Origin of the sequence: Allorhizobium ampelinum S4 (assembly GCF_000016285.1) — a bacterium.
Lineage (GTDB): Bacteria > Pseudomonadota > Alphaproteobacteria > Rhizobiales > Rhizobiaceae > Allorhizobium > Allorhizobium ampelinum.
Genome location: NC_011989.1, coordinates 200,407 through 214,676, shown reverse-complemented (window position 1 = coordinate 214,676; position 14,270 = coordinate 200,407). Strand labels below are relative to the sequence as shown.

At 57.5% G+C, this 14,270-nt stretch carries 14 protein-coding genes; 6 read left to right on the top strand and 8 right to left on the bottom strand.

Features of this window, described 5'->3' with window-relative positions; translation table 11 throughout:
- Window positions 1–54: 54 nt before the first annotated feature.
- Entirely contained in the window at window positions 55–1,950 is a 1,896-nt protein-coding gene (locus tag AVI_RS01015) for an extracellular solute-binding protein (protein ID WP_012654684.1), read from the bottom strand.
- Window positions 1,951–2,237: 287 nt separating this feature from the next.
- Between AVI_RS01015 and mepA the strand changes: the two genes are divergently transcribed.
- The 6 genes from mepA to AVI_RS00985 all read left to right on the top strand — a co-directional run bounded on the left by mepA (window position 2,238) and on the right by AVI_RS00985 (window position 8,248).
- Window positions 2,238–3,248 (top strand): penicillin-insensitive murein endopeptidase, encoded by a 1,011-nt coding sequence (mepA, locus tag AVI_RS01010; RefSeq protein WP_012654683.1) that lies wholly within the window; start codon window positions 2,238–2,240, stop codon window positions 3,246–3,248.
- An 85-nt stretch (window positions 3,249–3,333) separates the two neighbouring features.
- Window positions 3,334–3,714 (top strand): methylglyoxal synthase, encoded by a 381-nt coding sequence (locus AVI_RS01005; RefSeq protein WP_012654682.1) that lies wholly within the window; start codon window positions 3,334–3,336, stop codon window positions 3,712–3,714.
- A gap of 47 nt (window positions 3,715–3,761) precedes the next feature.
- The gene (locus AVI_RS01000; protein ID WP_012654681.1) at window positions 3,762–4,784 is read left to right on the top strand and encodes a glucokinase; all 1,023 of its coding nucleotides are present in this window, start codon (window positions 3,762–3,764) and stop codon (window positions 4,782–4,784) included.
- Between the two features lie 104 nt (window positions 4,785–4,888).
- Window positions 4,889–6,679: an ABC transporter ATP-binding protein gene (locus AVI_RS00995; RefSeq protein WP_012654680.1), complete on the top strand. Its 1,791-nt coding sequence runs from the start codon at window positions 4,889–4,891 to the stop codon at window positions 6,677–6,679.
- Window positions 6,680–6,764: 85 nt separating this feature from the next.
- Complete coding sequence (dapB, locus tag AVI_RS00990) at window positions 6,765–7,577, top strand: 4-hydroxy-tetrahydrodipicolinate reductase (RefSeq protein ID WP_012654679.1); 813 nt, start codon at window positions 6,765–6,767, stop codon at window positions 7,575–7,577.
- A gap of 35 nt (window positions 7,578–7,612) precedes the next feature.
- The gene (locus tag AVI_RS00985; protein WP_012654678.1) at window positions 7,613–8,248 is read left to right on the top strand and encodes a 2,3-bisphosphoglycerate-dependent phosphoglycerate mutase; all 636 of its coding nucleotides are present in this window, start codon (window positions 7,613–7,615) and stop codon (window positions 8,246–8,248) included.
- A 155-nt stretch (window positions 8,249–8,403) separates the two neighbouring features.
- Here the strand turns inward: AVI_RS00985 and AVI_RS00980 are convergent, their stop codons facing one another.
- The 7 genes from AVI_RS00980 to AVI_RS00950 form a co-directional block, all read right to left on the bottom strand.
- A complete protein-coding gene (locus tag AVI_RS00980) occupies window positions 8,404–9,033 on the bottom strand; it encodes a LysE family translocator (RefSeq protein WP_012654677.1) in 630 nt (209 codons plus the stop codon).
- A 139-nt stretch (window positions 9,034–9,172) separates the two neighbouring features.
- Complete coding sequence (locus AVI_RS00975; RefSeq protein WP_012654676.1) at window positions 9,173–9,694, bottom strand: TIGR02281 family clan AA aspartic protease; 522 nt, start codon at window positions 9,692–9,694, stop codon at window positions 9,173–9,175.
- Window positions 9,695–9,789: 95 nt separating this feature from the next.
- Window positions 9,790–10,419, bottom strand: a complete 630-nt coding sequence (gene upp, locus AVI_RS00970; protein ID WP_012654675.1) for a uracil phosphoribosyltransferase — start codon at window positions 10,417–10,419, stop codon at window positions 9,790–9,792.
- An 84-nt stretch (window positions 10,420–10,503) separates the two neighbouring features.
- Window positions 10,504–11,502, bottom strand: coding sequence for an adenosine deaminase (locus tag AVI_RS00965; RefSeq protein WP_012654674.1), 999 nt, complete (start codon window positions 11,500–11,502; stop codon window positions 10,504–10,506).
- The gene (locus AVI_RS00960; protein WP_012654673.1) at window positions 11,499–12,719 is read right to left on the bottom strand and encodes a phosphopentomutase; all 1,221 of its coding nucleotides are present in this window, start codon (window positions 12,717–12,719) and stop codon (window positions 11,499–11,501) included. The genes AVI_RS00965 and AVI_RS00960 overlap by 4 nt, the downstream gene beginning before the upstream one ends.
- A 148-nt stretch (window positions 12,720–12,867) precedes the next feature.
- Entirely contained in the window at window positions 12,868–13,452 is a 585-nt protein-coding gene (locus AVI_RS00955; protein ID WP_012654672.1) for a TadE/TadG family type IV pilus assembly protein, read from the bottom strand.
- Window positions 13,449–14,072, bottom strand: a complete 624-nt coding sequence (locus AVI_RS00950) for a TadE/TadG family type IV pilus assembly protein (RefSeq protein ID WP_012654671.1) — start codon at window positions 14,070–14,072, stop codon at window positions 13,449–13,451. The genes AVI_RS00955 and AVI_RS00950 overlap by 4 nt, the downstream gene beginning before the upstream one ends.
- Window positions 14,073–14,270: the final 198 nt, after the last annotated feature.

The window sequence follows — 14,270 nt, the reverse complement described above, 5'->3', positions numbered from 1 at the left end:
GCGGCCTGCAAAGCAGGCTGTGATCGCCTATGCCGCCGCATGATAGTGAATGGCTCAATTCGACACTTGCTTTGCCCACCAGATATCGGGGAAGCCGCTGGAAAATTCCGGCAGGTTTTGCGGATGCGCAAACTTGTCCCAATAGGCAAACCACACATCACCGCGGGTATAAAACGGCACGACATAGGCTCCAGCAAGCAGCATCCGGTCGAGCGCATGAACGGTCGCCATCAGCGTGTCACGGTCTTTCGCAAAGATAATCTGGTCGATCAAGGCATCGATGCCCGGGTTTTTAATGCCAGCATAATTGCGCGAAGCGGTGGTGTCGGCACTGGCCGACCCCCAGTAGTCGCGCTGCTCATTGCCTGGATTGGTGGATTGCGAGGCGACATAATAAACGGCATCATAATCGAAACTGCGCAAACGGCTGGTGAATTGGGAGGAATCGACGCTTCGGACATTGACCTCGATGCCGATTTTTCTCAGATTATTGGCATAGGGCAATGCCACCCGCTCGATGAGTGGACCATCCAGCAAAATTTCGAACGTGAAAGGTTTGCCGGTGGCCTTGGACACCATCCGGTTGCCGCGCAATTCGTAGCCTGCCTTGGCGAAAAGCGAAATGGCCATGCGCAGATTGTCACGCTGCTTTGCGGGGTCTCCACTGACCGGATTTTTATAGACCGTGGAGAACACCTCCGGCGGCACATATTGCTTGATCCCGTTTAGGATCTCCAACTCCTTACCATCAGGCAAGCCGCTGGAGGCCAGGTCATTGCCATAGAAATAGCTGTCGATTCGCTTGTAGAGCCCGAAAAACGCCGTGCGGTTCAGTTCCTCGAAATCGAAAGCGTAGTTCAGCGCCTTGCGGACATTCACATCCTTGAACTGCTCCCGCCGCGTATTGAGGAAGAAGCCCATCATCAAGCCGGCTTTGCGGTAATCGTTCGGGATCTGCTCGCGCTTGATCCTGCCTTGGACGGCAGCCGGAAAATCGTAGGACTTGGTCCAGCGCATGGCGGAATTTTCAAGCCACAAATCGGTCGCGCCAGAACGGAAACCTTCGAATGCGACATTGATATCGGTATAATAGGTGTAGGATATACTGCGGAAATTATTGTAGCCGATGTTGACGTTGATATCCTTGCCCCAATAGTCATCCCGCAATTGGTAGCGCACCGATCCACCTGGCGAAAACCCGGCGATGCGATAGGGACCAGATCCCATGATCGGCTCAAGCGTTGTCTTGGAGATATCACGCGGCTTGCCATCGGGTCCCTGGCCTTGCCACCAATGCTTTGGAACGACGTCGAGTTGCCCGACAATCGAAGGCAGTTCCTTGTTGCCTTTCTGATCGAACGTGAACGTGATTTCCCGTTCACCGGTCTTTTCAGCCTTCACAACATGATTATAATAGATCGCAGCCGCCGGATTGAGCTGCTTGACGGCATCGAAACTGAAAACAACATCATCCGGGGTGACGGGCTGGCCATCCGCCCATTTGGCCTCACGCCGCAGCCGAAATTTCACATAGGAAACGTCATCGGGATAGGCGAGCGCCTCCGCCAGAAGACCGTAGCTGACACCATCCTCATCGAGCGAGGATTTGAGCAGGGTTTCGGTCACAAGCGATGCACCAGGGGGCGACGACAGCAGCACCTGGACACCATCTGCCAACTGCCCCTTGCCCGCGATCGGATTGAACGTATCGAAGGTGCTGCCGAACGACGACAGTTTCAACTCACCCGCCTTCGGCGCATCCGGATTGACATAGTCGAAGCGTTGAAAACCCTCGGGATATTTCGGAGCGTCGATCAAGCCGATGGCGTGGCGCCATTGGGGTTCCTCTGCGAAAGCCTGGGTGGTCAAGCTCTGTGCGGCGCAAAGACCCAGAAGCAATGGACCCAAAAACAATGCGCGTATTTTTGCCCCGGCGCGGATGACAGCCATGAATTACCCCTCGAATTTCGTCAGCATGGCCGACAATGTCTTTCCATGCATGATTTTCCACATTCCTGACGGAGAAGGATAACCATGCAGTGGTGATTTGGCTGACAAGATAAGACAAAACCGGGCGAAAGACAGGCTTTGGCACGCAAACCCACACAAACTCTCCGGTTTTGAGGAAAGCCGGGTTTCACTTTTGCCTGACAAACCCTAGTTTGATTGCCATGTAGACGGATGATTCCGCAAGGATGAGGTGAAATTTGACGCGACGATCAACAGTGCTGCGGGCGATGACAGCCGGGCTGGCGGTTCTTTCACTCGGGCTCGACATGGCCATAGCCGGGCCGGATCAACCGGCCAAGATCGCCTTTCCCCAGGAAACCCTCCCCAATGCAGGGCCGGTCATGCCTTATGGTTCCTATGCGCGGGGCTGCATGAGCGGGGCCGTCGCCCTGCCGACGGATGGCCCGAATTGGCAGGCGATGCGGCTGTCGCGCAATCGCCGCTGGGGCAATCCGGCGATGATCCAGACCATCGAGCAATTGTCGCGCGATGCGCCAAAAATCGGTTGGCCGGGCCTGCTGGTCGGCGATATCGCCCAGCCGCGCGGCGGGCCGATGGCCAATGGCCATGCCTCCCACCAGATCGGATTGGACGCCGATATCTGGCTGACCCCGATGCCAGCAAAACGCCTGACGGTGCAGCAGCGCGAGGATTTGCCTTTTACCTCGATGATCCTGAAGGACAAGTTCCTGACGATCAATCCGCAGACCTGGACACCGACCCATGCCAGACTGCTGATGCTGGCGGCGAGCTATCCGCAGGTGGAGCGACTTTTCGTCAATCCGACCATCAAGAAAAAACTCTGCGAAAGTTGGACGGGCGACCGGACCAATATGGGCAAGATCCGCCCGATCTATGGCCATGACGCGCATTTCCATATCCGGCTTTCCTGCCCGCCCGGTGCCGCCGGTTGCAAGCCGCAAGCGCCTGTGGCCCCCGGCGACGGCTGCGATAAATCGCTGGCCTGGTGGTTTACCAAGGAACCGTGGGAACAGAAGAAACGCGACCCAAATGCCAAGCCCCCACCGCCGCCTCGGCCACTGATGGTTTCAGACCTGCCCAAGGCCTGTGCCGCGGTGCTGGATGCGCCATCTGTCGCCAGCGAGAAACAGGCGACCTTTGGCGGCGTGAAGGCCTATGTCAATCCGGGTGCAGCCCCCGTCAAAGCCTCGTCCGCCACCCCTGATGATGCCAACCTGCCGAGCGAGGATGTTCCATCACCGTCACCGCGCCCCTAAGATCAGGCGGGGAGCGGCTTTTCAATTCCCCGCCCCTTGGTATAAGAGGGTCCGCAAATCGATTTAAACGCTCAGGGGAGAACCAATGGCTGAGCGCCAGAAGATTGCGCTGATCGCGCATGACAAGATGAAGGACGAGATGGCGGCGTTTGCCCGCCATCATCAGCGTTTTCTTGAGCAATGGCAGATTGTCGCCACCGGCACGACCGGCGCACGGGTGCACGACGCCTGCCCGAAATTGGACGTTCTCAGGATGAAAAGCGGCCCTCTGGGCGGCGACCAGCAAATCGGCGCAATGATTGCCCAGGAAGAGGTCGCCATGCTGATCTTCTTCGTCGATCCCCTCACCCCCATGCCCCATGATGTCGATGTCAAGGCGCTGATGCGACTGGCTATTCTTTACGATACACCGATGGCGCTCAACCGGGCGACGGCTGACCGTCTGTTGCCCGTGATCACGGAATAATATCAAACCGCAAGGCCGAAGCCGCGTGACCAGAAATGGATTTTTCAATGCCAAAACCTCATGACAATGATCACATGCCCTTTCCGGTTCTTGTCGGCGATATCGGCGGCACCAATGCGCGCTTCTGGATTCTCATGGATGCCCATGCTGCGCCTAAGGAATTTGCCAATATTCACACAGCGGATTTCCCGACCATCGACCAGGCCATTCAGGATTGTATTCTCGACAAATCCGGATTCCAGCCGCGCTCGGCCATCCTGGCTGTGGCCGGTCCGATCAAGGATGACGAAATCCCGCTGACCAATTGCCCCTGGGTCATTCGTCCCAAGGCGATGATTGCCGATCTCGGCTTTGACGACGTGCTTGTTGTCAATGATTTCGAAGCGCAGGCGCTGGCTGCTGCCTCACTGGGACGCAACGACCGCGAACCGATCGGTCCCCTGACCGAAACCTCGCTGAACTCCCGCGTCATTCTGGGACCTGGCACCGGGCTGGGTGTTGGCGGTCTGCTTTATACCCATCATACCTGGTTTCCGGTTCCCGGCGAAGGTGGCCATGTGGATATCGGACCGCGCAGTGACCGGGATTGGCAGATTTTTCCGCATATCGAACGGATCGAAGGCCGGATTTCCGGCGAGCAGATCCTGTGCGGGCGCGGCATCCTGCATCTCTACAATGCCATCTGCGCTGCCGATGGCATTGAGCCTGTATGGACCGATCCCGCCGATGTGACCCAGCATGCCCTGAAGGGCAATGATCCGGTCTGCGTGGAAACCATGACACTGTTCGTGACCTATCTTGGCCGGATTGCCGGTGATATGGCTCTGGTTTTCATGGCCCGTGGCGGCGTTTTCCTGTCCGGCGGCATTTCGCAAAAGATCATCCCCTTGCTGAAGAGCCCGGTCTTCCGGGCCGCTTTCGAGGACAAGGCGCCGCATACGGAAATGATGAAGACCATTCCCACCTTTGTCGCCATTCACCCGCAGGCCGCCCTTTCAGGGCTGGCAGCCTATGCCCGCACGCCGTCGAGCTATGGTGTGAAGCATGAGGGCCGTCGCTGGCAGCGTTGATTGCGTCGCGCATTGCTCTATGGTCAAAAGCAGCCGGACTGGCTATAGACCGGCTGGCGCGGCCATGATGGTCGCTATGACCAATCGAATGGGAAAGACATTTCTTGCGCGACACCATCAAGACCTCCCTGCCAGAATCGTCGGAAAGCATCACCGCCGTTCTCAAGCGGGTCATCGCCGAAAACGGCCGCGATCATGTGCGCGGCTATGTCTTCGCCATTATCTGTCTGGCAACCGTAGCGCTGACAACGGCCTTTACCGCCTGGATCATGGAAACGGTGATTAACGAGGCCTTTGCCAACAAGCGCGCCGATCTGGTCTGGATCATCTGCGTCTCGATCTTCATCGCTTTCTCGCTGCGTGGCCTTGCCAGCTATGGCCAGGCGGTGGCTTTGTCCAAGATCGGCAATAATATTGTCGCCCGCTATCAGAAGCGGTTGTTCAGCCATCTGATGACGCTGTCCATGGGCTATTTCAACGAGGCCCGCTCGGCGCATCTGGCCGCCCAGGTCAGCCAGAATGTCAATGGTATCAGAGATGTCCTGAACCTGACCGTCACCTCGACGGCGCGCGATCTTCTCAGCCTGATCGGCTTGATCGCCGTCATGCTCGCCAAGGACTGGGTGCTGACGCTGATCGTTTTCGTGGTTGCGCCGCCGGTTCTCTATTCGCTACGCTATATTTCCAAGCGGCTGCGCAAGGCGACCACGGATTCCGTCATGCTCAACAGCCGGGTGCTGGGTGCCATGCAGGAAAGCGTCCAGGGCATTGCCGTCGTCAAGGCCTTCACCATGGAGGAAGAGCTTGGCCGTAAGGTGGAGGGCATTATCGACAGTGCCGAAAGCCGCGCCAACCGCATTGCCCGTCTGAGTGAGCGCACCTCGCCGATTACCGAGAGCTTTGCCGGTCTCGCCATTGCCGCCGTCATTGCCTATGCCTCCTACCGCACCATTGCCGGTGGCATGTTGCCGGGAGCCTTCTTCTCCTTCATCGCCGCCCTGCTGATGGCCTATGAGCCTGCCAAGCGGCTGGCGAAATTGCAGATCCAGATGGAACGGGCCGTGGTCAATGCCCGGATGATCTATGCCATCCTCGACACCCAGCCGCACCAGCGCGACAAGCCCGGCGCTGGCGAATTGAAGGTCAGCGAAGCCCGTATCGAGTTCAAAGACATTCATTTTGCCTATGGCAACGGCCCTGAAATTCTGAAGGGCGTCGATATCACTGCCGAAGGCGGCAAGACCACGGCACTGGTCGGGCCATCGGGCGCTGGAAAATCCACCATCATCACGCTGATCCCGCGCTTCTACGATCCGCCGCGGGGCCAGATCCTGATCGACGGGCAGGATATTGCCGATGTGACCAAGGCCTCGTTGCGCAAGCATATCGCCTATGTATCGCAGCATCCCTATCTGTTCGAAGGCACGATCCGCGACAATATCCGCTATGGCCGCCCTGATGCCAACGATGCCGAAGTGGAAGAGGCAGCGCGCCTTGCCCATGCGCATGATTTCATCCTGGCGCAGCCCTATGGCTATGAAACACCGGTGGGCGAAAATGGCCTGACGCTGTCTGGCGGTCAGCGCCAGCGCCTGTCGATTGCCCGCGCTCTGGTGCGCAACGCGCCGATCCTGCTTCTGGACGAAGCCACGTCCGCTCTCGATACCGAATCGGAAGCCGCCGTGCAGAAGGCATTGGACGAAGCCATGAACGGGCGGACCGTCGTGGTCATCGCGCACAGGCTGTCCACCGTGGTCAAGGCCGACAAGATCGTCGTGATGCAAGATGGCCGGGTGGTCGAAATGGGCAACCACAGGACACTGACGGAAAGGCCGGAGGGGCTTTACGCCCGGCTGAACAATATGCAGGCAACCAATGGAAGTCCTTCACTGTAAGCACAAAGCCTGCGGAGAAGCACGGATGAGGACGGAGAGAGGCATGACAGTTGCATTGAACACCGGTCCGACACAGACTGGCCCGATGAAGCTGGTCGTGGTTGGCGTCAGCGGACGCATGGGGCAAGCTCTGGTGCGGATCATCTGCGAGACGCAGGGTGCTGTGCTACATGCGGCGGTCGGTCGTCCGGGTTCCGCCTCGATTGGCAGGGATGCCGGTGATCTGGCCGGCGTCGGTCCATTGGGTGTTCCCGTCACCGACGATGCACTGGCCGCCTTCGTCAATGCCGATGGGGTGATCGACTTTACCAGACCGGAAACCTCGGTGGAGTTTTCCGCATTGGCAGCCCAGGCCCGCATCGTTCATATCATTGGCACAACGGGATGCTCGCCAGCCGATGAAGCAAGGTTCGAGGCGGCAGCGCGCCATGCCAGAATCGTCAAATCCGGCAATATGAGCCTCGGCGTCAACCTGTTGTCGGTCCTGGTTGCCCAGGCGGCAAAGGCGCTGGAAGCCTCCGGCTGGGATATCGAAGTGCTGGAAATGCATCACAAGCACAAGGTCGATGCGCCCTCAGGCACCGCCCTTCTTCTGGGGGAAGCAGCCGCCAAGGGGCGCGGTATCGACCTCACGGAGAAAGCCGTCAAAGTGCGCGATGGCCATACCGGCCCGCGTGAGCCCGGATCGATCGGCTTTGCAACGCTGCGCGGCGGCTCTGTCATCGGCGAACATTCCGTTCTGCTGGCTGGCGAAGGTGAGATCGTCACGCTCTCCCATAGCGCTGGCGACCGTTCAATCTTTGCACGCGGCGCGGTCAAGGCCGCGCTCTGGGCGCAGGACAAGAAACCCGGCCTTTACTCCATGCTCGATGTTCTCGGGCTTTCATCTCCGCACTAATGTTTACCACCAAGATCAATGAGAGGATTTAGTCGATGACCGGTACCCTCGTGCTCGTGCGCCATGGCCAGAGCGATTGGAATTTGAAGAACCTGTTCACCGGTTGGCGTGATCCCGACCTGACCGACCTTGGCGTGCAGGAAGCCAATGCTGGCGGCAAGGCGCTGAAGGACTATGGTATCCAGTTCGATATCGCCTTTACCTCCGATCTTTCCCGCGCCCAGAAGACCTGCGGTATCATTCTCGACAATCTTGGCCAGTCCGGCCTTGAAACCATCCGCGATCAGGCCCTGAACGAGCGTGATTACGGCGATCTTTCCGGCCTCAACAAGGACGACGCCCGCGCCAAATGGGGCGAGGAACAGGTGCATATCTGGCGCCGTTCCTACGACATTCCGCCACCGGGCGGCGAAAGCCTGCGCGATACCGGCGCCCGCGTCTGGCCCTATTACCTCACCGAAATCCTGCCGCGCGTGCTGCGGGGCGAAAAGGTGCTGGTGGCGGCCCATGGGAATTCGCTGCGCTCGCTGGTAATGGTGCTGGACAAGCTGACCAAGGAACAGATCCTCAGCGTCAATCTCGCCACCGGCGTGCCGATGGTCTACAAGCTGAACGCCGATTCCACCGTGGCTTCCAAGGACGTGCTGGGCGACATGTCCGGCGCTCACTAGAGTTTGTCAGGTTCAGATTGAACCAGACATACTCTAGATTCTCTTGTTTTCGTTTGTCTTTTCGGGAAAACCGGATTCCACTTTTCCCTGACAAACTCTAAGCGATTTAAAATTGTGCCGCTCATGGAATTGCATGGGCGGCACATTGCAGAAAATCAGATTTTTTCGGCAATCAGCCGTATCCCAAACCCGGCCAGCGCTGTTCCAATGGCGCGTTCTACCCATTGGCCAAAGCGATCATAAACGGCCTTGGCTTGCCTGCGAGACAACAGAGCGGTGACCAAACTGTACCAGATGATCTCAATCATGAAGCCACCCACAAGAATTGCCAGTTTTGCCAAAAGACCCGTCTCGGGCGGCACTGCAACGGCATAAAGGCCGATAAAGAAGGCAATGCCTTTCGGGTTGGAGAGATTAACGATCATCCCCATGCGCAAACCGCGCAAAACACTGCCCTTTTCGACAGATGATACGCCTTGTTTCATCGTATCCGGCTTGCTCGAGAGCCACGCCATCAGGCCGAGATAGACAAGATAACAGCCGCCAGCGATCTGGATAAGGCTTGCCAGCCATCCAACCCTTGCCAGAACCAAAGCCAAACCTGCCATGGTGAGAACCGCATAAAATGTTGCGGCGATGGCAAATCCAAATGTTGCACCCACGGCGGTTGATCGTGCCCCGGACATTGCCAGCTTGGAGATCAAAGCGAAATTAGGACCGGGACTGATCACCACCGCAGCATACAAACCAAGCGCCGTCAGAACCGTCAAAACATCTGGATTCATATCGATTGCTGCCTCTCATTGTGATCTCAGGAAACAAGACTTCAACTTATATGCGCATATTGACGCTGCACAACACAAAAACAAAGGCTCAGGGCAGGCTTTGCCCTTCAATACGGCAATGAACTTTTAGCCCCGCACCTCACCGCTGACTAAGCCGCATCTGGCCGTTTTCGACCTTATAGCTGCCCAGTTTTTCCAGAAATGTCATACCAATCAACGTGCCGGACAAAGCCTTGTCTTGCAGCACAATGGCTTTAACATCCTGCACGCGCACGCCATCGACTTCGACGCGATCCAGCATCACCGCCGCCGCAGCCGTCTGACCATTGGCGGTCGTGACCTTATATTTGAAATCCAGATCAGAAGCGCCAAAGCCCAGACGCCGAGCCGTTGTTTCATTGATGGCCACGGATGATGCGCCAGTATCAATCATCCCCTCCACCGCCTTGCCATTGATGCGGAATGTGGTGACGAAATGCCCTTGGGCATTGGCTGTCAACAAAGCGCGCGCCAAGCCCTGCGCTGGTGCGGGCGTGGCATTCATGACGGTTTGCGTGGGCGGGGCTTCGGGTATTGTGTCCATCTGGCGCTGGAGATAGCGGGGCAGCACGGTTGCCACCACAACCACCAGCCCGGCAAAGACCAAAACCCGCTTCAACATGGCCCACAGCCTCTCAAATCACACAAGCAGCACCCCTCAATAACAAACCCCGGCGACAGGCACCGGGGTTCGATTCTTTTATGCTGAACGAAGTCTTACTTGGTGCCATACATGCGGTCGCCCGCATCGCCCAGACCCGGCACGATATAGCCGTGCTCGTTCAGGTGGCTATCAATCGCTGCCGTGTAAACATGCACATCAGGATGGGCTTCGCGGAAATTCTTAATGCCTTCCGGCGCTGCCAGCAGGCAAACGAAGCGAAGATTGACGGCACCGCGCTCTTTCAGCTTATCCACGGCAGCAATGGAAGAATTGCCGGTGGCCAGCATTGGGTCCACCACGATGACGAGGCGCTCAGACAGGCTTTCCGGGGCCTTGAAGTAATATTCCACCGCTTGCAGGGTTTCATGGTCGCGGTACACGCCAACATGCGAAACGCGGGCTGAGGGCACCAGATCCAGCATGCCTTCCAAAAGGCCGTTGCCAGCGCGCAGGATGGAGGCGAACACCAGCTTCTTGCCTTCCAGCACCGGTGCTTCCATTTCCACCATCGGCGTTTCGATGGTTTCCACGGTCAGCTCCAGATCGCGGGTCACTTCATAGCAGAGCAGCGTCGAGATTTCCCGCAGCAGCCGGCGAAAGCCCGCCGTCGAGGTTTCCTTGCGGCGCATGAAGGTCAGCTTGTGCTGCACCAGGGGGTGATTGATGACTGTGACGCCGTCCATGGGAAACCTCTTGTCTCTTCCGCTCTATTCCTGACTGTGATGTTTCTTCCAACGAATCGGTGGGATGAGCAAGGCTTGCAGCCGTTAAATCGCTGCCTCATCCCCAGAACCAGCCGCTTGCAGCCGCTGCAACAGGTTTTGGCGGGTCGCCTCATCCACGAAAGCCGCTTCGATGGCCGTTCGCGTCATCGCATCGATTTCGACGTCCGAAAATCCCATCGAAGCGGCGATGGCATAGTCATTGGCCAGCGATGTGGCGAAAAACGGCGGATCGTCAGAATTGATGCATACCCGCACGCCAGCATCAGTCAGGTCGCGCATGGGATGGCTGGCATAATCCTCAAACACTTTAAGGGCGATATTGGAGGCGGGGCAGACTTCCAGCACCACGCCCTCATCCGCCAGTCGCTGCACCAGATCGGCATCCTCAATCGCGCGCACGCCATGGCCAATCCGGCTTGGGCGCACCAGATCCAGCGCGTCACGAACGCTGAAAGCTCCACAGAGTTCGCCAGCATGGATGGTAATGCCGTAGCCCGCCTCACGGGCGATGTCGAAGGCCGGGGCGTAATCCGCCACCCGGTTCATCCGCTCCTCACCCGCCATGTTGAAGCCGGTGATCAGCGGATGATGGTAATCGGCCAGCCATTTCGCCCGGCGCAAGACGTTTTCCGGCCCCAGATGCCGTTCACCGATAATCACCATCCGGCATTCGATACCGGTCTTGATCCGAGCGGCGACAATGCCTTCCGCCAAGCCTTCGATATAGGCTTCGGCGGACAGTCCCACCGCCTCGCCATGGTCAGGCGAAACGAATAGCTCGCTATAGATCGTATTGACGCCCGCCAATTCAATCAGATAGGCCTCGGCCAAGGCAGCGAAATCCTCCTCCGTGCGAAACACCGAGGCGACGAAATCATAGGCGGCTATGAAACTGGTAAAGTCCTCCCAGACATAGCTTCCATTGCGGATAAAACTGCTGGCATCTATGCCATATTTCTCGGCTTGGGCCGCGACCAGAGCTGGAGGTGCGGCACCTTCGATATGGCAATGCAATTCGGCCTTCAACAGCGACGCAGTCATAGGAAACTCATGCCATGACGGCCCGGAGCAATACCGAGATGGGCCGCAATTGTCTCACCGATATCGGCATAGGTGTCGCGAATGCCGATAGAACGCGCCCGAATGCCGGGACCGAACGCCATGATCGGCACCCGCTCACGGGTATGGTCGGTGCCGCGCCAGGTCGGATCACAGCCATGATCGGCGGTCAGAATCACCATGTCGCCGGGGATAAGCTTGCGATAGACATCCGGCAGCCAGAGATCGAAGGCTTCTAGCGCTGCGGCATAGCCCGGCACATCGCGGCGATGGCCGTAAAGCATGTCGAAATCAACAAAATTGGTGAAGACCAGATCGCCGTCCGCTGCCTCATCCATCACTGCCAGCGTCGCCTCCATCAGTGCGGCATTGCCATTCGCCTTGATGTCGCGGCCAGTCCCCTGATGGGCGAAGATATCGCCGATCTTGCCGATGGCATGTACCGTGCGACCCGCTTCACTCAGCCGATCGAGCAAAGTCGGCTCCGGCGGCGGAACCGAATAATCCCTCCGATTGCCGGTGCGTTGGAAATTCGAAGCGCTATTGCCGATAAAGGGTCGGGCGATCACCCGACCGATCCTGTAGGGGGTGAGCAATTCCCGGACGATTTCGCAGAGCCGCAGTAAACGCTCCAACCCGAACACATGCTCATGGGCGGCAATCTGGAAGACGCTATCGGAGGATGTATAGCAGATCGGCTGGCCCGTGCGGCAATGTTCTTCACCCAATCGGGCCAGGATGTCGGTGCCAGAGGCATGACAATTACCGAGAATGCCGGGAAGATCGGCGCGTTTGCAAATATCAGCGACGAGATCGGCGGGAAAGGCATCGCCTTCTTGCGGGAAATAACCCCAGTCGAACATGACAGGTGTACCAGCGATTTCCCAATGGCCAGACGGTGTATCCTTGCCCCGGGAAATTTCATTGGCCGCACCGTACAGACCAAAGACCCGCTCCGGCAAGGCCATGCCCGCAGGCAAGCTACCGCTGGCCAAGCTGGCAATCTGCAACAAGCCCAACGCCGATAGGTTCGGCAACATCAGCGGCCCGGCCCGCAAACCATCGCGATCCCCGGCACCGGCGGCGCAGAACTCGGCGATATGGCCTAGCGTATCGGCGCCGTCATCGCCATAGGCTGGCGCATCCGGCGCGCCGCCGACACCAAAGGAATCGAGAACAAACAGAAAGGCCCGCGCCATGCTTCACCCGTCACGCCCTGGAGCACCGCTCATGTCAGCATCAATCTTTCCGGGATTGACGCTGAAACCATGCAGTACAAGGCATTTGAATATCAATCGAACGGATTGAATAGACATTTAGGCCGGCAATGGCAAATCGCCATTCGAATCAGCAATCCGAGCAGGCAATCTCGCCGTTTTCCCGCTGACGGAAGTAATAATCCCTGGCGATGGTAATTGTGCTGACGCTTGATCCGGTAAATCCAGGCAGATAGGTGACAAGCTCATGGGGAATGGTCAGCTCCGCATGGACGAAAAAGGCATTGGCGGCGGCCATGCCGGACGGAAGCGTCACCGTTGCACCGGTTGCATAGGGTTTGGAGCCATCCTGTGCCCAGGACCAGGCAATCGTCGCCTTGACATTGCTGTCCACCTTGATGCCGGTGATCTTCAGCGTATAGCCTGTCGTCGCAGTCGGGGCGAACATGGCCTTCAGCACATCCGGCATGTTCGCCAGAAAGGTCTTATCGACCGTTTTCTGCTTGCGCGCCACGATATCGGCGATGGCCCCGGCGCTGGTGGTGGCGCGCTGCGACACGCTGAGCGCCATGGTAAGCTCAAATGCCCCCAGATAGAGAACCAGCAACAAGGGCACGATCAGCGCAAATTCCACCGCGCCGACACCGGAACGATCCAGCGCCAACAGCCGGAAAGGTCTGCATAGAAGCAAAATCAGGGCGGGTTTCGACCTCATGGATAATTCTCATTTTGGAAGGCCAAGGTCGATACGATCAGGTAATCGGAATTGCTGGAAACACCAGGGCGGTGGATCGTGGCAATATAGGGCCGGACGAGATCGGTGGTGACCGGCCAATAATAAAAGGCACGCAGCATATTGATCGAGCTTGCCCCGCCAGGCGTGAAGGCAAAACTGGACGTATCAAGGCTACCGGATGTGGTGGCAATTGTGGTGGGCATGGCGGAGAAAGCCGTATACGTGCGCACATCGAGCCAGAGCCGGTTGGGTGTTGCGACTTCCGCAGCATCGCAGGTGAGGAGAAAGGAAATCTCGTTGCAGAACAACTGGCGGAATTCCGTCGCCGTCTTATCGGTGCTACGGGCCTGATTATAGGTGATATTGCCGGTGCGCAATTGCCTGCCCAGCGTATCGACCGCTGCATTGACGGTCTGTTCGGCGATGAAAGCCACGAATGTTTCCAGAATGGCAAAAATGATCAGGAAATAAGGAATGGCCAGAATGGCGAATTCGATGGCCGCCGATCCGTCACGGGAGCGACGCAAACGCCTGGCCACTAATCTCCATCTGCGCCATAGTCCGTCGCGTTTGTCACGGGTGCCATCTGGAAAGACCATTGTCTGAATGCCGGTTGTTGTGCCTGATAGCAAGCTAGGGCTGGATCTATTTAATTTTCGTTGCCGAATTCCTTCAGTTTGAACAGGATGATACGGAAACGAGCAAAAAATTAATTTTAGATATTCTGAATAAATTCATATTATTACTGCATGATTTCTTATGCAGGAGTTGGTCGCGTAACGATACGGCAGTTAAAG